The organism is Staphylococcus sp. 231237_7MaSpsaltlick (assembly GCF_043107035.1).
In genome coordinates, this window is record NZ_JBICNX010000003.1 from 220,265 (window position 1) to 241,255 (window position 20,991).

16 protein-coding genes are annotated in these 20,991 nt (G+C 33.6%); 6 read left to right on the forward strand and 10 right to left on the reverse strand.

What is annotated here, in order from left to right; all coding sequences use genetic code 11:
- Nucleotides 1-105: 105 nt before the first annotated feature.
- The 5 genes from ACF91D_RS07155 (at nt 106) to ACF91D_RS07175 (ending at nt 6,051) form a co-directional block, all read left to right on the forward strand.
- Entirely contained in the window at nt 106-972 is an 867-nt protein-coding gene (locus ACF91D_RS07155) for a DMT family transporter (protein WP_042738202.1), read from the forward strand.
- Nucleotides 973-1,006: 34 nt separating this feature from the next.
- A complete protein-coding gene (queF, locus tag ACF91D_RS07160) occupies nt 1,007-1,507 on the forward strand; it encodes a preQ(1) synthase (protein WP_107512129.1) in 501 nt (166 codons plus the stop codon).
- A gap of 189 nt (nt 1,508-1,696) precedes the next feature.
- Nucleotides 1,697-3,211: a peptide MFS transporter gene (locus ACF91D_RS07165; protein WP_042738200.1), complete on the forward strand. Its 1,515-nt coding sequence runs from the start codon at nt 1,697-1,699 to the stop codon at nt 3,209-3,211.
- Between the two features lie 250 nt (nt 3,212-3,461).
- Nucleotides 3,462-4,970 carry a peptide MFS transporter gene (locus tag ACF91D_RS07170; protein ID WP_107526566.1) on the forward strand — a complete coding sequence of 503 codons (1,509 nt, stop codon included), beginning with the start codon at nt 3,462-3,464 and terminating at the stop codon, nt 4,968-4,970.
- Between the two features lie 118 nt (nt 4,971-5,088).
- Nucleotides 5,089-6,051 carry a diacylglycerol/lipid kinase family protein gene (locus ACF91D_RS07175; protein ID WP_107526582.1) on the forward strand — a complete coding sequence of 321 codons (963 nt, stop codon included), beginning with the start codon at nt 5,089-5,091 and terminating at the stop codon, nt 6,049-6,051.
- 523 nt (nt 6,052-6,574) lie between these two features.
- On the opposite strand, the gene ACF91D_RS07180 is transcribed toward ACF91D_RS07175, so the two are convergent.
- The 6 genes from ACF91D_RS07180 to ACF91D_RS07205 all read right to left on the reverse strand — a co-directional run bounded on the left by ACF91D_RS07180 (nt 6,575) and on the right by ACF91D_RS07205 (nt 14,963).
- Nucleotides 6,575-7,123, reverse strand: coding sequence for a 5' nucleotidase, NT5C type (locus ACF91D_RS07180; RefSeq protein ID WP_042738197.1), 549 nt, complete (start codon nt 7,121-7,123; stop codon nt 6,575-6,577).
- A gap of 163 nt (nt 7,124-7,286) precedes the next feature.
- Nucleotides 7,287-8,342, reverse strand: a complete 1,056-nt coding sequence (gene hisC / locus ACF91D_RS07185; RefSeq protein ID WP_107526565.1) for a histidinol-phosphate transaminase — start codon at nt 8,340-8,342, stop codon at nt 7,287-7,289.
- Nucleotides 8,343-8,509: 167 nt separating this feature from the next.
- Nucleotides 8,510-10,024, reverse strand: a complete 1,515-nt coding sequence (locus ACF91D_RS07190) for an ABC transporter permease/substrate-binding protein (RefSeq protein ID WP_107526564.1) — start codon at nt 10,022-10,024, stop codon at nt 8,510-8,512.
- Nucleotides 10,025-10,984 (reverse strand): ABC transporter ATP-binding protein, encoded by a 960-nt coding sequence (locus ACF91D_RS07195; RefSeq protein ID WP_107526563.1) that lies wholly within the window; start codon nt 10,982-10,984, stop codon nt 10,025-10,027.
- A 306-nt stretch (nt 10,985-11,290) separates the two neighbouring features.
- Nucleotides 11,291-13,069: a DNA helicase RecQ gene (recQ, locus tag ACF91D_RS07200; RefSeq protein WP_107526562.1), complete on the reverse strand. Its 1,779-nt coding sequence runs from the start codon at nt 13,067-13,069 to the stop codon at nt 11,291-11,293.
- Nucleotides 13,070-13,082: 13 nt separating this feature from the next.
- Nucleotides 13,083-14,963, reverse strand: coding sequence for an ABC-F family ATP-binding cassette domain-containing protein (locus ACF91D_RS07205; RefSeq protein WP_107526561.1), 1,881 nt, complete (start codon nt 14,961-14,963; stop codon nt 13,083-13,085).
- Between the two features lie 113 nt (nt 14,964-15,076).
- On the opposite strand from ACF91D_RS07205, the gene ACF91D_RS07210 reads away from it, so the two are divergent.
- Nucleotides 15,077-15,895, forward strand: a complete 819-nt coding sequence (locus tag ACF91D_RS07210; RefSeq protein ID WP_042738191.1) for a ZIP family metal transporter — start codon at nt 15,077-15,079, stop codon at nt 15,893-15,895.
- A 393-nt stretch (nt 15,896-16,288) separates the two neighbouring features.
- Here the strand turns inward: ACF91D_RS07210 and ltaS are convergent, their stop codons facing one another.
- From ltaS to ACF91D_RS07230, 4 genes are all read right to left on the reverse strand, one after another.
- On the reverse strand, nt 16,289-18,229 hold the full coding sequence (gene ltaS, locus ACF91D_RS07215; protein WP_392436780.1) for a polyglycerol-phosphate lipoteichoic acid synthase LtaS: 1,941 nt from the start codon (nt 18,227-18,229) through the stop codon (nt 16,289-16,291).
- A 778-nt stretch (nt 18,230-19,007) separates the two neighbouring features.
- Nucleotides 19,008-20,012 (reverse strand): 5-oxoprolinase subunit C family protein, encoded by a 1,005-nt coding sequence (locus ACF91D_RS07220; protein WP_107526559.1) that lies wholly within the window; start codon nt 20,010-20,012, stop codon nt 19,008-19,010.
- Nucleotides 20,000-20,707: a 5-oxoprolinase subunit B family protein gene (locus ACF91D_RS07225; protein WP_042738188.1), complete on the reverse strand. Its 708-nt coding sequence runs from the start codon at nt 20,705-20,707 to the stop codon at nt 20,000-20,002. Before ACF91D_RS07225 ends, ACF91D_RS07220 begins: the two co-directional genes overlap by 13 nt.
- Before the next feature lie 28 nt (nt 20,708-20,735).
- On the reverse strand, nt 20,736-20,939 hold the full coding sequence (locus ACF91D_RS07230; RefSeq protein WP_107526558.1) for a hypothetical protein: 204 nt from the start codon (nt 20,937-20,939) through the stop codon (nt 20,736-20,738).
- Between the last annotated feature and the right edge of the window lie 52 nt (nt 20,940-20,991).

The following is a 20,991-nucleotide window of genomic DNA, read 5'->3' on the forward strand; positions in this document are numbered from 1 at the left end:
ATTTATATGATATTATATTACTTCCCTAATTTCAACCATATATACATGTTTTAAATATTTATGCTAATATAGATACGTCAAATTTTTAAAATTGAGGCGATACTATTGAATCCTAAAGTTAAAGGTATCATCGCTATTTTAATTTCTGCTATTGGCTTTAGCTTTATGTCAGTATTCTTTCGCTTAGCAGGCGATTTACCTGTATTTCAAAAGTCATTAGCCAGAAACTTAGTAGCTATGTTTATACCTCTCTATTTCATATTTAAATACAAGCAACCTCTATTTGGTAAACTAAGTAGTCAGCCATTACTTATCTCTAGATCAACCTTTGGTTTAATTGGTGTATTACTTAATATTTATGCCATTGATCATATGATATTAAGTGACGCAGATACATTGATGAAATTAAATCCATTTTGGACTATTTTACTTAGCTTATTATTCTTAAATGAAAAAGTACGCAACTATCAATTTATAGCTATGATTGTGGCGATCTTCGGTATGCTCTTTGTAGTTAAACCTGAGTTCTCTTCGTCAGTGATTCCTGCTATCGGTGGTTTGTTCTCTGGCATTTTTGCCGCAGCAGCTTATACATGTGTACGCGCCCTAAGTTCTAGAGAAGCACCATATACAATTGTATTTTACTTTTCATTCTTTTCAATCATCGTGTTAATTCCATTCACGATTTTTACATTTGAACCTATGTCGTGGTTACAGTGTCTCTATTTATTAGGCGCCGGATTAGCTGCAGCCATTGGTCAGATTGGTATCACACTTGCCTATAGCTTTGCACCAGCAAAAGACATTTCGATATTCACCTATGCATCCATTGTATTTACTGCATTATTTGGCTTTATTCTCTTTGGAGAGTCACCAGATCTATATGCAATTTTAGGTTATATCATTATTATAGGATCTAGTTACTACATGTTTGAAAAAGCACGCCGACAACCCATTGACATACAGAAATAAATGTTAAAAATATATCTTAAAAGGAGCGATTTATATGGCTGAAGGCCGCAACAAAGATGAATTACAAGATATTACACTATTAGGTAACCAAAATAATCAATATGATTTTGATTACCGCCCAGACGTACTCGAGTCATTCGATAATAAACACCAAGGTAGAGATTATTTCGTTAAATTCAACTGTCCTGAATTTACATCTTTATGTCCGATCACAGGTCAACCTGATTTTGCGACGATTTATATCTCTTATATCCCTAATGTTAAAATGGTAGAATCTAAATCATTAAAACTCTACTTATTCAGCTTTAGAAATCATGGAGATTTCCATGAAGACTGTATGAATATAATAATGAATGATCTTATCGAGTTAATGGATCCACATTATATAGAAGTATGGGGCAAATTCACGCCACGTGGTGGAATTTCAATTGATCCATATACCAATTATGGTCGTCCTAATTCTAAATATGAAAAAATGGCAGAGCACAGATTAATGAATCATGACCTCTACCCTGAAAAAATAGACAACCGTTAAACGATTCTTACAAATAAAGAGCTTCATCAGTGACGAAAACATCTGTTTTCGTCACTTTTTTTAATAAATTAACAGTACAAAAGGTAAAACAAATCATTTACCATTTAATATTGTACAAATAATACATACACTTGTCATTTTTATAAAAACAGTATAGAATTAATCCAACTATAATTGGGGAGGGAATTTATGAGAAAGGTTAATTATACACACGAAGAAATTATGGAAAGTACACCACGTACAGGTTTCTTCGGACATCCAAAAGGACTAAGCACGTTATTCTTCACTGAATTTTGGGAGAGATTCAGTTACTATGGTATGAAAGCCATATTAATCTATTATTTATACTATACCGTTGCTAAAGGTGGTTTCGGTTTAGATGAAGCAGTCGCACTCCAAATTGTTTCCATCTACGGAACATTGATTTATATGTCGGGCGTAATTGGTGGTTGGATTGCTGATAGAATTACCGGCACTCAAAATGCTGTTTTCTATGGTGGATTCTTAATTATGATCGGACATATCTTATTATCACTACCAAACAATCTAACTTTAGTAATGATTGCATTGGCCGTAATCATAGCTGGTACTGGCTTATTAAAACCAAACATTTCCACAACTGTTGGTGAACTTTACGATCGTAATGATGTACGTCGTGATGCTGCCTTTACATTATTCTATATGGGGATTAACTTAGGTAGTTTATTGGCACCTTTAATCACTGGTTATTTACAAACAAGAGTGAGTTTTCATGCTGGATTTTTAGCTGCAGCTATTGGGATGTTCTGTGGCTTAGTTGTCTATGCTATCAAACGCAAAAAGAACTTAGGTTTAGCGGGGCGCAATGTACCGAATCCATTAACTAAACCGGAAATTAAAAAGTTTGTATTGATTACACTTGTCGTAATCGTATTATTTTTACTATATTTATTTGTACTACATTTAAATAATGCATTATCATTAGAAAACTTTAGTTTACTAGTAACAATATTAGGTATCGTATTACCAATTTACATTTTCTTGAATATGATATTAAGTAAGGATGTTACCAAAGAAGAACGTTCCAGAATCTACAGTTACATACCACTTTATATTACGTCAGTTGCATTTTGGATGATTCAAGAACAAGGTTCTACAGTTTTGGCAAGTTTTGCTGACAAAAAAACACAACTTGAAATGTCTGTCTTAACAGGCGGTTTAATTGATTTCTCTATCCCAGCATCTTGGGCACAATCATTAAACCCTATCTTTATCGTTTTATTAGCACCTGTCTTTGCTACATTATGGTTGAAACTAGGTAAGCATAATCCTCCAACTGTGCATAAATTTGCATACGGTGTAATTGTTGCTGGTTTATCGTATCTTGTAATGATTATTCCGCTAGCATCTGGACAATCACTAGTTAATCCATTATGGCTCGTATTAAGTTTCTTCTTAATCACGATTGGCGAATTATGTATCTCACCTGTTGGATTATCAACAACGACTAAATTAGCACCAATTGCGTTTACAGCTAGAATGATGAGCTTATGGATGCTAAGTAACGCTACTGCACAAGGACTAAATTCACAACTCGTAGTGGTATATACAAAGATAAATCAAAGTGATTATTTCATGTATTCAGGACTTGTAGCAGTCGTTATCGGTATTGTATTGTTAGTTATCTCACCTATTGTTAAACGTGCTATGAAAGGCGTCTATTAACATTAGTCAACTGAATCATATTAATGCAGTGGTGTATTTATGCACCACTGCTTTTTTATGCCTTTTTTATAAGTGTTTTTTACAATAATTATATTTTATACACCTTTCTGTTATCCTATTATATGAATAAATTATGTGAAAATTCGGAATATTGTTATTTTGAGAATATTATTGAAATTCAATAATATTAGGAGTAAAATCTTTTTTATACATTTTTTTATTGGGAGCAAGAAAGGACGGGGAATGTTTTATGCAAAATCAAACAACAACCCATGAGCAAGACGTGCAGTCTATCCCTCAAAAAGGCTTTTTCGGTCATCCAAAAGGACTTGGCGTATTATTTTTCGTAGAATTTTGGGAACGATTTAGCTATTATGGTATGCGCGCACTACTCATTTTTTATATGTATTTCGCTATTAAAGATGGCGGTCTCGGTATGGATAAAGCCACTGCACAGTCTGTAATGGCAGTTTATGGTGCATTGATTTATATGACTTCAGTACTTGGTGGTTGGATTGCTGATAGAGTTACGGGGACACGTTCAGCAACACTAATCGGTGGTATATTAATCATAATTGGTCATATCTTCTTAAGTTTACCACTTGATATTATAGGATTATTTATCTCTATGTTCTTCATCATTGTAGGTTCTGGTCTAATGAAACCAAATATTTCAAATATTGTTGGTAGACTTTACCCTGAAAATGACGTAAGACTAGATGCGGGCTTTGTAATCTTCTATATGTCAGTTAATATGGGCGGATTAATCTCACCATTAATTTTAAATCATTTCGTTGGTACAGGTAATTTCCATGGTGGATTCTTAATCGCAGCAATTGGTATGGCATTAGGATTAGTATGGTATGTATTATTTAACAAGAAGAATCTAGGTACAATTGGAACGAAAGCATCAAACCCACTAAGCGCTAGTGAGAAAAAGAAATACGGTATATTATTCACTATTGCGATCATAATTATTGCTGCTGTATTCATTATCACTGGCTTGACTGGTACCCTATCATTCAACATTATCAGTACTGCAGTACTCGTGTTAGGTGTAGCATTACCAATCATTTACTTCACGATTATGATTCGAAGTAAAGATGTGACAGATGATGAACGCTCAAGAGTTATAGCATTTATTCCATTGTTTATTCTTGGTGTCCTCTTCTGGTCAATCCAAGAACAAGGTGCCAACGTACTTAATTTATATGCATTTGAAAGCAGTGATATGAAGTTAAATCTCTTCGGATGGAAATCAGATTTTGGTCCAGCATTATTCCAATCAATTAACCCATTGTTCATTGTGCTATTAGCACCAGTGATTTCAATGATTTGGGCTAAAATGGCACGACGCCAACCAAGTCTACCAACTAAATTTGTCTTGGGAGCATTTTTAGCAGGGGCATCATATATTATGATTGGTTTAATTGGTCATTCTGCAGGCGCTTCACAAATTAGTGTTAACTGGGTCATCTTATCGTATATTATCTGTGTTATTGGTGAATTATGTCTGTCACCTACTGGTAATAGTGCTGCTGTTAAGTTAGCTCCAAAAGCATTTAACGCACAAATGATGAGTTTATGGTTATTAACAAATGCCTGTGCACAAGCAATCAACGGATCACTCGTCCACTTAATTGAGCCACTTGGTTATAAGAACTATTTCTTATTCTTAGGTGCTGTAGCAATTATTGTCAGTGTGATTATTTTAGCTTTTGTACCGAAGATTGTTAAAGGTATGCGAGGAATTAAATAATTGTTAAACTTAACTATGGTGAACTGAATGGTTCATCATAGTTTTTTTATTGTTATAAAAGGTATAATAAATAAGTAGGTATTGCTAAACATAAATAAAGAGAAGTATGGTGAATATATTGACTAACAAAAAATACAATCATGGTGTCTTATTTTACCATGAACATTCTGGTATCAAAGATATTTATCGAGGATTAGGTGACGTTACTGCTGCATTGACAACATTTTGTAAACACCTATCTATTCAACTAAGTGAAAATGAAGGCGATATTATTGAATATTGTAAGAAAATCAAATCAAAGTCATATAGTGATGATGTAGATATTGTCTTTATATTGGGGGGAGACGGAACGGTCAATGAATTAATCAATGGAATCATGCACAGTGAACTCGATATCCCTATCGGTATTATTCCCGGTGGAACCTTTAATGACTTTGTCAAAACGCTTAACCTAAGTCCACGTCATAAAGCAGCTAGCCAACAATTAATAGAGGCCGAGTTGCAACCCTATGATGTAATGAAGATTAATAACCAGTACGCATTAAACTTTGTCGGATTAGGTTTAATTGTACAAAATGCCGAAAACGTTCAAAACGGTAACAAAGATGTATTTGGTAAATTGAGTTATGTTGGTTCGACCGTTAAGACCTTGCTAAATCCTGAATACTTTAACTATAAAGTCACTGTAGACGATAAAGAAATAAATGGTAAGACGTCTATGCTTGTCGTTGCAAATGGACCTTTCATTGGTGGTAGTCGTATCCCATTAACTGATTTATCTCCAAGTGACGGTTATTTGAATTCATTTATATTTAAAGAACAAAATACTCGAGTTTTAAATGATATTTTCAAACAACGTGATAGTATGAATTGGAATCATATGACTGAAGGTATTCAACACATTTTAGCCAAAAAGATTTCGATAACAACTGACCCCGTAGTCAAAGTAGATATCGATGGTGAAATTGCATTAGAAACACCATTAGAGATAGAAATCATTCCAAACGCTGTTCAAATCCTAACACTAAATAATACAGTATCAAATAACAATACAACAGCGGATGAAGAAATCGAATCGTAGTTAATATCGCTATTATTATTACTAAATAGTCATACGCTGATATCACGCTTTAACCATCGAAAAAATAATGACTTTGTTCAATTGTTTATTGTTATAGAAGTAAACTATTTACTTGCGTATGTGCGGGCGAGACGCCTGAGGGAACAGGACAAGCTGAAGACTACAGGCTGAAGCTGTCCCCTAGGAAAGCGTTGCCCTTTTCATACGCTAAAAAAACAACATCGTGAATTATTGTAGATTTAATCTACTTTGTATAAAAAGATATCAAGTCACAAATCAAATTGTTTTTATCATTAAATTTTGCTATTTACTTGCGTATGTGTGGGCGAGACTCCTGAGGGAACAGGACGAGCTGAAGACTACAGGCTGAAGCTGTCCCCTAGGAAAGCGTAGCCCTTTTCATACGCTTAAAAAACAAAAAAAATTAGCCATTAAATGAATCAATAATAACTTCATTTAATGGCTATTTCTATTTATAGTACAGATTATTTACTCTATATTTTCAACAATAGAATAAATCTACCTAAATTTGATATGATTTATCTCCTAAGAAATAAGCTTCCACATCTTGCCAATTATTAACACGTGTGAAACGATCATCATTAATATTATGAGACGCTGTATACATAATAGGCTTACCTGTAAAAATACTCAACTGCCTTGGATTATCATCAATTAAATAATCCGCATGTACAATATTTTTTCTACCACAAAAAACAAACTGTTGTGGATCTAAAAATGGAAAATACTCCCTTAACCATTCATATTTATCGTGAAAAGAAGTTGGTACATCCATTGCAGCTGTCGCAATATACACATCATAATGCTCAGTTAGTTTCTTCACAACTGCTTGCGCATCAGCCATAACCTCTAATTTCCTAAAGAAACCTGGTTCACGAAGGATTTCAGTCAGTAGTCCATCATGTTCTGGCATTGCATGTCGCAATTTCATACCATCCAACATATCATATGAAATACCTAAATCCGTTCGTTTATTAACGTCTTCAATTAATGCACCTACTGTATCTGCTAATACTTCATCCATATCAATTGCAATAGATTGTCGTGTCATTTAATACTCTACTCCCTTTTTAATAACATCATTCATTTCAAACATCACTAAGCTATCTTTCCCTTGCTACTATCCCTACTACATCTTGTAAAATGGAACGTTTCCTACATCATCATAAATGTATCAACCATAAAGCATAATTGGACTATTTTTTATTTATATTTTATAACTCAAAGTCCTTTAGTACCTCAATCATTTTATCATTTTGTTCTGGGAAGCCAATCGTAATTCTTACACCATTTGGAAATTCTCGCGTTATACAACCAACATTTAACAACGCTTCATATAACTCATGTGGTTTGGAAGTATTTACAAAGACGAAATTGGTTTGGCTATCAAAGAATGCATCACGTTTATCAATTGCGAAGAATTTTTCTCGTTCTTCCGCATTACGTTCACGAATAAACGTTAAATAGTCTTGATCTTCTAACGCCGCTAGTGCAGCGTATTCGGATAAGCGTCCCACATTAAATGGTGGGCGAATAATATTCCATTGTTCTATCGCTTCTTGTGCAGCAACGACATAGCCTATACGCATGCCTGCTAAGCCATATGCTTTTGAAAATGTACGTAATAAAAATGCATTGCTAAATTGTTGCTGTAATGCTAAAGTATCAGGAAAATCTTGTGCAGTGACAAATTCTACATATGCTTCATCTACAATTACTGGAATATGACTTGGTACTTGTTCTAAGAAACCTTTAAGTTCTTCATGCGTAAAATATGTCCCAGTCGGATTATTCGGATTACATAGCCATACTAACTTTGTTTCGTCGTCAATTTCATTAAGTATTCCATTTAAATCAAAGTAGCCATCTTTCAATGGTACTTGTACTACTGTTGCCGCTTCAACTACTGCGTTGTGATAATACTGGCCAAATGTCATTTCACTTGTCACTATTTTATCACCAGCAGTCAACACCGCACGAGAAATCATCAGGATGACTTCATCTAAACCCGCTCCAAACAGGATACGTGATGGTTCGACATTTAGATGTTTACTAATTGCTTCTTTAATCATTGGAGAACCCGTTTCCGGATAAAAATTCAACTCTTCTAAATGACTTTGAATTGCTTCTTTAACCTTTGGTGATGGTCCATATAAATTTTCATTTGATGCTAATTTATATAATTCACCTTCAATGCCGTAAGTCTCTTTTAATGCACGAGGCGATAACCCCGGTTCATATGCTGATAATTGTTCTATTTGTTTTTTCATGGTTGCTTCGGTCCTCCTTAATTTTACAGAAATTTCAAAACTTAGTAACTATTATAAACCTTATATGATGGGAAAATCAATGTGTCCCCTAGACAGAAGAAATACTCTGATATACAAAAAGAGAGTTTTAAATGTAAAATACATAAAAACTCTCTTATTATTCCAATTTATTTTAAAATGTGTTCGCGTTCCAAATAATCCTTTGCAACTTGATATGGGTCCTTTTTCTTCACGGTTACATCATAATTCATTTGTTGCATGTCTTCATCAGAAATTTTATTAGCTAATTGATTTAATGTTTTTTTAATTTCAGGATGTTCTTTAAGGTACTTTTCTTTAAACATCGGTGCACCTTGATATGGTGGGAATACATGTTTATCATCTTTTAATACAACCATATCATATTGCTTTAATTCCGCGTCCGTTGAATAGGCATCTATTAAATTAATGTCACCACTTTTGATTGCTTGATAACGTAATTTAGGCTCCATTGTCTTCGGCTTAGATATGTTTAAATGATATGCTTTTTTTACTGCAGGGTAACCATCTGAACGATCATTAAATTCCAATGTAAAACCTGGCTTAATTTGATCACTTACTTTATTTAAATCACCAATTGTTTTAATATTATGCTTTTTAGCAAAGTCTCGTTTAACCGCTAAGGCATAAGTATTATTGTATTTCATAGGTTTCAGCATGGTCATATCGTATTTTTTCTCTAAGCTATCTTTAGCTTGTTGATAAACTTTATCTTCTTGTTTTGATTTTAAGTCTTCTTTCGTTAATTCTCCAAGCACAGTGCCAGTAAATTCTAAATAACCATCGATATCGTCAGACTTTAAGGCATTAAATAAGAATGATGTCTTACCCATGCCATCTTTAACTTCTACCGTATCGTCAGTCTCTTTTTCTATCAATATCTTATACATATTCGTAATAACTGATGGTTCTGATCCTAATTTACCAGCTAACGTTACTTTTTCACCCTTCTGAGCTAATAAAGGTGCGATAATAACTAATAATAATACAATTACGATAATTGTTAATGAAATAATCAATTTTTTGTATGATAAACCTTGCATATAACGTAAGGCTAAATCAAATAATATCGCTAACAACGCAGCAGGTATTGCACCAATAAGAATAAGTGAACTATCATTTCTATCAATACCTAATAGAATTAAATCCCCTAATCCCCCTGCTCCAATAAGTGCAGCAAGCGTAGCGGTACCAATAATCAATACCATAGCAGTTCTAATACCAGCCATTATTACTGGCATTGCAATAGGTAACTCGACCTTTGTTAGTCTACGTCCTGGTTTCATACCAATACCCTTTGCCGCTTCTACAAGAGAAGGGTCTACTTCTGCTATACCTGTATATGTATTTCTTAGAATAGGTAGTAAGGCATAAACTACAAGTGCGATAACGGCTGGCACTTTACCAATACCAAACAATGGAATCATTAATCCTAATAGTGCTAATGATGGAATAGTCTGGAGTATCGCAGCGATATTCATAACAATTTCAGATAGTTTTTTAGTTTTTGTTAATAAAATACCTAAGGGTACTCCAATTAACGCCGCAATAAGTAATGCAATAAATGAAATTTGTATATGTTCAAATATCGTCGTCAGTAGTTGACCGCGTCTATCTGAAAGTGTCTGTAATATTTCAGTCATCTAAGACACTCCTTTCGCTTCAGCGAACAATTTAAACACATCTTGTCTGTACATCAAATAGCGTTGGGCATTAGCTTTATCATCTATGATTACTGCATCATGTGTAACAAAATGCGAATATACATCCTTGACCAATTGGCCACTGTCTACTAATGGATACGTCTGCACTTCCTGTGACTCATTAATTAATGTTAACTGTTCTGTTAACTCTGATAATTTCACATCATTTAATGAGCGTTGTACCTTATTGCCTAAAAATTGTTCTACAAATGCATTATTAGGTCTTGTAGCAAATCCCTCTGGTGTATCAATTTGTTCAATATGACCTTCATTCAATAAACATATTCTGTCACCTAATTTCATTGCTTCTTCAATATCATGTGTGACAAAAATGATCGTCTTCTTAATTTGTTGTTGGAGTTGAATTAAATCATCTTGTAGTTTTTCTCTGCTAATCGGATCTAATGCACTAAATGGCTCATCCATGAGTATAACGGGTGGATCTGCAGCAAGTGCCCTTACTACCCCAACACGTTGTCGTTGCCCACCAGATAACTCATCAGGTTTACGTTCTTTGTATACAGCGGAATCTAAACCAACCATATTTAATAATTCATCGATTCGCGTTTCAATATCTTGCTCTTTCCACTTCTTCATCTGTGGTACTTGGGCAATATTTTCTTTAATTGTCATATGTGGAAACAGTGCAATCTGCTGTAACACATAACCAATATCCCAGCGCATCTCATATACAGGATAGTCACTTATTGGTTTGTCTTTAAAGTAAATATAACCTTCAGTTAGAGAAATCAATCGATTAATCATTTTCAGAGTAGTCGTTTTGCCACAACCTGATGGACCAATTAAGACAAAAAACTCTCCTTCTTTAATATTAAAACTTACATGATCGACCGCCGTCTTATCCCCATATTTCTTTACAACATCTTTAAATTCTATCACATTGTCACCTTCAGTCTTTTATATACACTAATATACAATTATTTGTAGTGTCCGTATTCCCTTTTAATTATATGTATATGTAAATATCATTAATTTATCCCAAAAAAATACACACTTACAAAATTAAATACCACAAAATCTATTTAATACTCAAAAAATAAAGTTAATTTTAATAACCAATCAAAATAATGCCTATACAAGACTTATTTCGACATGTTGTTAAAATTAACTTTGAGATAATTTATAAATTGCCCATTGTTGTACAATGGTTATCAACACTACATATGCATTTTCCGCATAGTCAATTTAAATTTGTGCTTTATAAGATTGAATAGTCTCTAAGAACATTGGACAGTAATGCTTTAATTTATAACTTCCTACACCATCAATAGAGATCATATCTTGTTTAGATTCTGGCTTTCTTTTTGCAAATTCTTCTAAGGTATAATCTGAGAAAATACTTACCGGCGCAATATCCAAATCTTCACTCAATTTCTTACGGACTGCAATCAATTCATCAAATAATGCACGATCAACACCTTCGACGGTATTGATATTCACAATTTCTTTCGATTTACGTTTAAATGGAGTTGTAAAGATTGTCACTTCATCCGTCAACAATTGTTTGACTGAATTATCACACGTCAAAATTTCATCGTGTTCGTTTAAATATCCCTTAAATCTAAGTTCATCGATTAAATGACTAAGATCTGAGGTTGTATATTGCTTCATTATGCCGTGTGTAGATAATTTATTATATTCACAATAACGGATATAATCAGTATCTTCACCTCGTAGAACTTGAATAATAACACTATAGCTTTCTTTTTGTTTCATTCTCGCGATACAACTTACAATCATTTTTGCTTCATTAGTCATGTCATACGTCTTGTTCTCTCGGGTACAATTACTACATTGCTCACACTCTTCTAGCTTTTCATTTGGTTCAAAGTAATGGACTAACGTTGCTTCCAAACACTTCTTCGTTTTTGTATAAAGAATTATCTTTGTTAGTTTTTCACCCATTTTATCTTTGTAATCATCATCTGCTTTTGAAGCAGAAATAAAGTACTGATGCAAACCGATATCGCGTTCACTAAAGAGTAAGATACAATCACTTTTCAGACCATCACGGCCAGCACGACCTGCCTCTTGATAATATGACTCTAAATCACCTGGCATATTATAATGTATCACAAAACGCACATTTGACTTATCAATCCCCATACCAAATGCATTCGTTGCAATTACTACACGCACACGATCAAAGACGAAATCATTTTGCGCAGCTTCTCTGTCTTTGTTAGATAACCCTGCATGATAAATCGTACTGCTGATTTCATGATCTTCTAATGCTTCTTGCAACTCTTCAACCTGTTTACGCGTAGAACAATAAACAATGCCAGCTTCATTTGCATGTGATTTCACATATTCAAGTACAAATTTTTGGCGTTGATAAGTTGGGTTGACTTGAAAGACTAAATTACGACGTTTCGTACTTGTTTTAACTTCATCGTGTTTATTGATATTTAGTCTTTCCATGATATCTTTTTGCACTTCAGTCGTGGCAGTTGCAGTCAAAGCTACAATTGTAAAGTCTTGTGGTAAAGCAAATACCTTATGAATCACTTCTTGATAACTTGGTCTAAAATCATGCCCCCATTTAGAAATACAGTGTGCTTCATCAAATGCTACTAAATGGATAGGTAGACGTTGTAATAACGCCATAAAATAATCATTATTAAAACGTTCTGGAGCAACATAAAGAAACTGTATGTCACCATTTTTCAATTGCGCTTCAATCGCCTTTTGTTCTTTCTGCGTTAAACTACTGTTTAAATATGCTGCGCGTATACCAGCAGCCTTCAATTGATCGACTTGGTCCTTCATTAATGAAATTAATGGACTAATGACAATTGTCGTACCACCTAGCATTAAACCTGGTACTTGATAACAAATCGATTTACCACCACCAGTTGGTAACACCCCTAATACATTACGTTGATCCATTACTTTTGAAATTATTTCCTTTTGGCCAGGACGAAACGTGTCATAACCAAAATAATGCGATAAAGTTGATTCCATGTTATAAGATCCCTCATTGTTCTTTTAGTTCTTCAAGTTCACTCCATCTAGCAATATCATCTTCATAAGTTTGATTTAGTTCTTGTTGCTCTTCACTTAATGCTTTAATCTTTGCGTAGTCTGAACTTGCATTTATCATTTCTTCTTCTATCTCTTCTAGCCTTTGTTCAGTCGTTTCTATGCGCTCGATAATTAATTCATATTCTTGTTTTTCTTTATAGCTCAAACCTTTTTTCCTTTTTTGAGTAGGCTGAGGTTTCACTTTTTGTTGTTGTTTTTCTATTTCCCGTTGTTTATCTTGTTCTTTTTTATAAGCTTCATAATCGTCAAATGAACCAATAATACGCTCCATTATACCATCATGAATATACCAAAACTCTTTAGCAACTTTATTTAAGAAATATCTATCGTGACTGACGGTAATTACTGTACCACCAAATGTATCGATATATGATTCTAATATCGTTAACGTCTCAGTATCTAAATCATTCGTTGGTTCGTCGAGTAATAGGACGTTCGGTTGATGTACTAATAATTTCAATAAATACAAACGTTTCTGTTCTCCTCCAGAAAGTTTATAGACTTTCTTTCCATGTGTTGCACTCGGGAATAAAAATCGCTCTAATAGTTGCGTAATTGACACTGATGTTCCATCTTTTTCCTTTGCAACTTCACTTTCTTCTCTAAGATAGTCAATCATACGAATATCTCTGTCTAAACGCTCTTCTGTCTGTTTAAAGTATGCGACTTTGACAGTTTGTCCAACCTTTAAGGTCCCTTCAAATGCACTATCTTCACCACTTAAAATATTCAATAACGTTGTTTTACCGACACCGTTAGGTCCGACAATACCGATTTGTTGACCATTTTGTATAATTTGCGTAATATCTGCAAACAATGTTCTATCTGGAATACGTTTTGTTAATTGTTCTAATTCAAATACTTGCTTGCCTAAACGTGAATACGCTAAGTTGAGCGAAGCTTGATCTTGTTGCTGTTGTTGCTTTACTTCTTGTTCTAAATCACTAAATCTATTCTTCCTTGCTTGTTGTTTGGTAGTTCGTGCCTTAACTCCTGCACGCATCCATGCTAATTCTTGTTTATACAGTGAGCGTTGCTTAGCTTGTTGCTTTTGCTCAATGATTTCGTTCTCAGCTCTTTGCTCAATATATGCCTCATAATTTCCTGGATACGTTTTTAATTTTCCTTGTGTTAATTCAATGATTCTGGACGAAACTTCATTTAGAAAATAACGATCATGCGTTACAAACAAAACAGTATGAGGATATTGTTTCACATAGTTTATTAACCAATTTATAGATTCAAAATCTAAATGGTTGGTAGGTTCATCTAATAATAGTAAATCAGGTTGCTCGATTAATGTTTTAGCGAGGCCGACACGCTTTTGTTGGCCTCCTGATAATTGATTTACAGGCTTCGTCGTATCATTAATGCCTAGCTTAGATAATATTGTCTTGATTTCAGAACTGTAATCCCAAGCTTGATTGGCATCCATTGCTTCTTGAGCTTGCATCATTTTCTGAAAATGTGCATCAGTTTGTTCTGCACTATATTGATTCACAGCAAACTCATAATCACGTATGACTTGTAGTGTCTTTGTCTCCGAAGTTAATACTGCCTCAAAAACAGTTAAATCTTCATCAAATTCTTGCTTTTGAGAAGAATAACGGATGCGATAGGAGTTGGGATGCGTGATTTCTGCATCGTAATCTTCGTCTATACCTGCTATTACCTTTAATAAAGTACTCTTTCCAGTACCATTAATACCTACGAGACCAATTTTTTCACCATTGGATATCGAGAGTTGTAAATCATCAAAGATAACTTTATCGGCATAGGATTTATGTAAATGTTCTATTTTGTAAGCTTCCATAATCCAACATCCTTTTTAAATATCGATAAATATAGTTAATTCTGTTAAAATTAATTTCAGTTCCATACATTATACACCTTTTTGGGTTCAAATGATACAAAGGAGACAAGCTTATGACGGAATTTTTCCAAGCATTACCTCCTTATATCCAAGCACTAATAGCTGGAATTATCACTTGGCTATTAACAGCACTAGGAGCTGCAGCAGTATTCATATTTAAACGTGTAAATGATAAGATTTTAAACTCAATGCAGGGTTTCGCCGCAGGGATTATGATTGCTGCAAGTTTTTGGTCTTTATTACAACCTGCCATCGATTATGGTAAGGACTCCTCATTTGCATGGTTACCAGCTGCTATCGGATTTTTATTGGGTGGGCTATTTATTCGTGCCTTAGATTTAGTTATACCTCATATCCATCCCAATACATCCGATGAGAATCAGTTCCATGAAGGTGTTGGCACTAAGAAACTCAACAAGAATACTTTACTAGTCTTAGCAATCACGTTACACAATATACCCGAAGGTCTCTCAATTGGTGTTGCTTTCGGTGGTATTGTTTCGGGTAATGGTCAAGCGACATTATTAGGGGCATTAAGTTTAGCTATAGGTATAGGTATACAGAATATACCTGAAGGGGCAGCACTATCTATGCCTATTCGAGCAGCGGGGGCATCTCGATGGAAGGCCTTCAACTATGGACAAGCATCAGCAATTGTAGAGCCAATATTTGCTACAATTGGTGCAGCTGCAGTATTAGTCATTACACCTATGTTACCGTATGCATTGGCATTTGCTGCAGGTGCGATGATATTTGTTGTTGTTGAAGAATTAATCCCAGATTCACAAGCTAGTAATAACACCGACCTTGCCACACTCAGTCTAATGTTAGGATTCACCATAATGATGATTCTTGACGTTGCACTTGGATAAGGACGATAACATTACTTATTAATATCTGATTTACAACAAAGCGTTTAGCATATGATTTATAAATGATGACACTACGGTAATATTGTTTGCGATAACTAAGCATCAATCTCATATCATACCTAGTGAATTATTGTTCGTTTATATCATATCGTCATTAAACGCTTTTTTGTTATATATAGATTCCTCATGTATGCACTAATAAGGCAACATAACGCTTGTGAAGTAGCGTATTTGCACTAGATATACAATTTTTTAATACAGCGGTAAAACCACACTGTACCATGCGCATAGCGTAAGGTTTTTTTAATACAAAAAAGAAGGTAACGCTCTGTTTCATCGAGCGTTACCTTCTTGCTTTTGATCATTATTTTTACATTAAATTTAAAGTCTCTTCTAATTTTTTTCTTGTCCTTTTGGACCTGTTTTATATTCATATTTAGAAGGATTTATTTTATCGAAATCAGGGTTCTTATAGAATCTGAATAAGTCACCGTTTAAGACATTGTCACTCATTTCTAAGTCTTTTTCAGCTTGTTGTTTACGTTTTTCAAAGTCTTTCGGTGTTTTTGTTACAGGTTCATTTGTCTTATTATCATAAATTCTACCATTAACATATTTATAGTCTTTAGTAATAAAGTCACCATTTCTGAATGGTACTGTATCATTATGATCTTTAGATAATAAGTCTGTACCCATCATCAAGTAGTTCTTAGTATCAATACCCATTAAGTGTAAGATTGTAGGCATTACATCGACTTGACCAGCATATGTCTTATCGACTGTACCTTCTTTACCAGGAATCTTCAACCATAAACCTGTACGGTTTAAGTCTGTAAATTTAGCTGGAGTAATGTCTTCACCTAATAGTTTTTCCATGGCTTTATTATGGTTTTCTGAGATACCGTAATGGTCACCATAAATCATGATAACTGAATCGTCATATAGACCTTTTTTCTTCAATTCATTAACAAATTGTTCTAATGATTCATCTAAGTATCTCGCAGTTTGAATATAACCATCAACTGTAGAATCACCTGTATTTGGTCTATCTATTGTTGCATCTTCAGATGACAACGTAAATGGATAGTGGTTTGTTAATGTAATTAAATGTGTATAGAATGGTTCTTTTTCTTTTGCTAAGTAATCAGTTGATTCTTTAAAGAACTCTTTATCTTTAAGTCCAAGGTTTTCGATATTATCTGGTGACATATCGAAGTATGTTGCATCATAGAACTTATCGATACCAAAGTGTTTGTACACTTGATCACGGTTCCAGAAAGTTTTGTAGTCACCATGCATAACGCTTGATGTATAACCTTGTTGTTGATCAAGTATAGCTGGTAATGATTGGAAGGTATTATCACCTTTCAATGAATAAGCTGACCCTTGTGGTAGACCATATAAACTGTTATCCATTGTAAACTCAGCGTCAGATGTTTTACCTTGGCCAGTTTGATGGAAGAAGTTTGGATAATATCTATATCCTTCTTTACCAGTTGACAGTTTATTTAAGAATGGTGTTACCTCTTGACCGTTAACCTTTTTATTAATTAAGAAAGTTTGGAAACTTTCTAAGTGAATTTTGATAATGTTTTTCTTCTTAGCTGCACCAAAATATTCTTTATTTGGTTCAACTTGCTTTTGCTTTGTATAATTTAACACTTTTGTTAAATCATCTTCGTTTGCAAGCGCTTTTTGCTGTTTGTTTTGAATTGTTTTTACGCCATCATACACTGTGAAGTTATATGGTCCTAAATATTTAACTAAATATTTATGGTCAAATGTACGTGTTAACAATTGTGGACGATCAGATTCTGCAAATGCTAAGTTTAAGAAGAATAACGCGACTGATGCTGCCATGATGAATGGAATAAATTTTTTGCTAAATACGCGTTTATCAATCCATTTTTGTTTAAAGATTAAAATAAATAAGTAAATAATCGTATCAAGGAAATAAATGAAATCGTACCATTTAAATGAAGCTGTTACTGCTCCACCCATCGAATCGACGTTACCCACTTGATTTAACGTACTGAACGTTAAGAAGTCAGAGAAGAATCTGAAATACACAACGTTAGCATACAATAGGAAACTTAAGATAAAGCCTCCAATAAAGATAAACCAAAAAGCTTTCTTACCTTTAAAGAATAAGAAGACACTTAAAATTAAAGCCACTAAACTGTATGGATTCATTAATAAGATTAAGTTTTGAACTAATCCTTTAACACCTAAAGAAAAATCAACATAATATGAAAAATACGTCTTTAACGTGACAGTAATCACCGTCAGTATAAAAAACGCAAAAAGAGTCAATTTCTTTTTGTGTAAACTCATGTTTGTTTCCCCCGTTATAAATTAATATAGGCTGGTTATTATCCATACCTAGAAAAAATTGGCAAAGTTACTGTAATGATGTCCTGTTTGCGATAATCATATTGCTTAGTAATTCATTAAATCGTTATTTGCAAAAATACAATCCTTCAGGCTTTAAAGTCATTAAGAAACACATCAGTTATGTTGGCGATTTTACTTCTTTTTAATTTAAAATTTGAGTTCAATTCATTGTTTTTAATATCAATATGCATATCATAGTTATCAATTGTATCAACACATAATATTAATAGTTTGCTATCAAATTTAATTATGTAAAGGCAAGATTTACATTCTGCCTATTTTTGTAATACAAATGTAACAAAACGCATACAGTTCAATTAATTAATATAAAGCAATTCAAGTCAAATTTCAAGTAAAAACACACTTTTTGAGGTGAATAAACTTATAAAAATCCTTTTATTAAGGACTTATTAACGACATATTAACAATCTATTAAGGAACAAGGTACGTATTAATTATACGCACTATCTCTGATATATTAATCAGACTATAGTCCTATATATAAAATAAGAAACAATTATAATATGTATGAATTTCTTATATTTTTTTAATAATATCAAACAATTATCCGTCAATTCAAACTAAAAACGAAAGAAATCACGTTAAAGCAAACGTGATTTCTTTCCGTATTATCTCAATTATTATTAATGAGTACAAACTATATCTGCACGCAACATGATAAGAATATCATATTGTTATATAATTCCACTTTTTTTTGCTATTTCAGCATTTCTAATTGCATTCTATACTCAATGCCATGAAATAATTGGTTTAGCCAGTTAGAATATTTCACAAGATTTTTCTCAGCAGTTTCAACATCTATAAATTGGAATTTTAATTTAGTACCTTGATGTTTTTGTCCTAATTTAGTTAAATGATAGCTCGCAATTGTTCCTAGTTGGGGGTAACTACCTAACGTATAATGATCATTGAGTAAGATGATCGGTGTACCGTCACGCTTTACTTGAATTGTACCTCGTTGGACAGATTGATGTGCTGGCATATCCTCATAATATGCTTTTACAGACGGTCCTTCAACGAGCATGCCAACTCTATTTGCCTTACTTGAGACCTTATATTCACCAAGTGTGAAACGATTCAGTGCATTCTTTTTAAAGTCTTCTGTACCTTTATTTTTGATGACATGAATTACATCTGACATATAGTTAAATGATAATGCATAGCCATCTATACCCCAGTCTGTTTCTCGGCGTTCTTCAAGATTTTCAAATAGTTTATGATGACGTTCTGTATAATCACGTTTCATATTTATCTCGTCGCCTTTTTTTAATTTGCGACCATGAAAACCACCAATTTGAGATTTAAAGTCTGTAGACGTAGAACCAAGCCATTCGTCTAATTCAAAACCGCCACCGATTGCTAAATAGACACGAGACGTTCGCTTTGTTTCCGTAAAAGCAAGTACATCCCCTTTTTCCATTAAATATAATTTATTAGGCAATACCTTCATTTGCTCTGTTGCAGCTTTAAAATTCCCACCACTTAAAGCAATAAGTGTTGGTTCGGTAAAGCGGATACGTGCCATATTATTAGTCATTTCTAATGTTGCTTCACGTTTATCATTTGCGACGAGCCTATTTGCAATTTCATGTGCTAATGGATCTAATGCGCCACCAGGTATAACACCATTATGTTCATATCCTTGACGTCCAAAATCTTGAAAGCTTGAAAATAGCCCCGCATCTTCAATTATAATTGACATGGTTTAAAGCCTCCTAAGTCAAGTTCTTGTTCTGTAACAGGTTTGAATTGCACATTATCTCCTAACTTTAATTTAGCAAAATCAACTTTGTTAGGATTAAATAGCTCAACCGGAGTATAACCAACAACCAACCAGTCACCATAAGTATCCGTTGTTGTTATTCCACACTTTTTACCTTCAATAATAACTGACCCTGCAGGAATAAAGGTCTTTTCATCACCGGTATGATTGACAAACAAACGTTTTTCCATACCTGTTAAATAAGGAAAACCAGGCGTGTAGCCCATCATTGAGACAAAGTAATTAGGCTTCGTATGTAATTTAACAAATTTATCCATTGTTAATTTATAGTATTTTAATAAAGCTTCTAAGTCTGGACCATATTGTCCACCATAAATGACAGGGATTTCTATAGCTGGTGCCGCTTCATCGACATGTGTAATTTCTAGTTGTATGGATTGTAACAATGCTTTCATATACAAAAATGGCGAGCGAATATTATGATGTTTAATCATGTCTCTTGCATCATAACAAATCATCATGTCTGATTCTGTTGGAACAATTTCTGTAATAAAAGAAAAGTTTTTGCTTGATAAATAAGACTTTAACGCCAATAAATCTTCTGTTAAATCTCTTGAGACTTCTTTTTCTATAGAGACCACAATTGCCTGATCTCCCTGGCTATAAATCTTCATAAATTCACCTCATAAATAGTTACCTTGCTTAATGGTAGAATACACGCAACCCTTGAACTAAGTGATGTATAAGTTCAATCATAAAAAAGTAAATAAAGATAATTTGGACAATACAAGATATAGTAACTATGATTTGTGCACGTATAACCACGTGTTGCTTTAATAATTGATTCGTCCATAACTTTGTTAACATCGCTAAAATGATAATCGCTACTGCCCAAATCCATATCATCCATCTTGCCTCACTAACTCATTATTTTTATTTAAACTGTACCTACTCAACG

Bases quoted from the DNA above. Each gene is read 5' to 3' on its own strand.
- queF (WP_107512129.1), top strand. From the start codon at position 1,007: ATGGCTGAAGGCCGCAACAAAGATGAATTACAAGATATTACACTATTA.
- ACF91D_RS07165 (WP_042738200.1), top strand. From the start codon at position 1,697: ATGAGAAAGGTTAATTATACACACGAAGAAATTATGGAAAGTACACCA.
- ACF91D_RS07170 (WP_107526566.1), top strand. From the start codon at position 3,462: ATGCAAAATCAAACAACAACCCATGAGCAAGACGTGCAGTCTATCCCT.
- ACF91D_RS07180 (WP_042738197.1), bottom strand. From the start codon at position 7,123: ATGACACGACAATCTATTGCAATTGATATGGATGAAGTATTAGCAGAT.
- hisC (WP_107526565.1), bottom strand. From the start codon at position 8,342: ATGAAAAAACAAATAGAACAATTATCAGCATATGAACCGGGGTTATCG.
- ACF91D_RS07190 (WP_107526564.1), bottom strand. From the start codon at position 10,024: ATGACTGAAATATTACAGACACTTTCAGATAGACGCGGTCAACTACTG.
- recQ (WP_107526562.1), bottom strand. From the start codon at position 13,069: ATGGAATCAACTTTATCGCATTATTTTGGTTATGACACGTTTCGTCCT.
- ACF91D_RS07205 (WP_107526561.1), bottom strand. From the start codon at position 14,963: ATGGAAGCTTACAAAATAGAACATTTACATAAATCCTATGCCGATAAA.
- ACF91D_RS07210 (WP_042738191.1), top strand. From the start codon at position 15,077: ATGACGGAATTTTTCCAAGCATTACCTCCTTATATCCAAGCACTAATA.
- ltaS (WP_392436780.1), bottom strand. From the start codon at position 18,229: ATGAGTTTACACAAAAAGAAATTGACTCTTTTTGCGTTTTTTATACTG.
- ACF91D_RS07220 (WP_107526559.1), bottom strand. From the start codon at position 20,012: ATGTCAATTATAATTGAAGATGCGGGGCTATTTTCAAGCTTTCAAGAT.
- ACF91D_RS07225 (WP_042738188.1), bottom strand. From the start codon at position 20,707: ATGAAGATTTATAGCCAGGGAGATCAGGCAATTGTGGTCTCTATAGAA.
- ACF91D_RS07230 (WP_107526558.1), bottom strand. From the start codon at position 20,939: ATGATATGGATTTGGGCAGTAGCGATTATCATTTTAGCGATGTTAACA.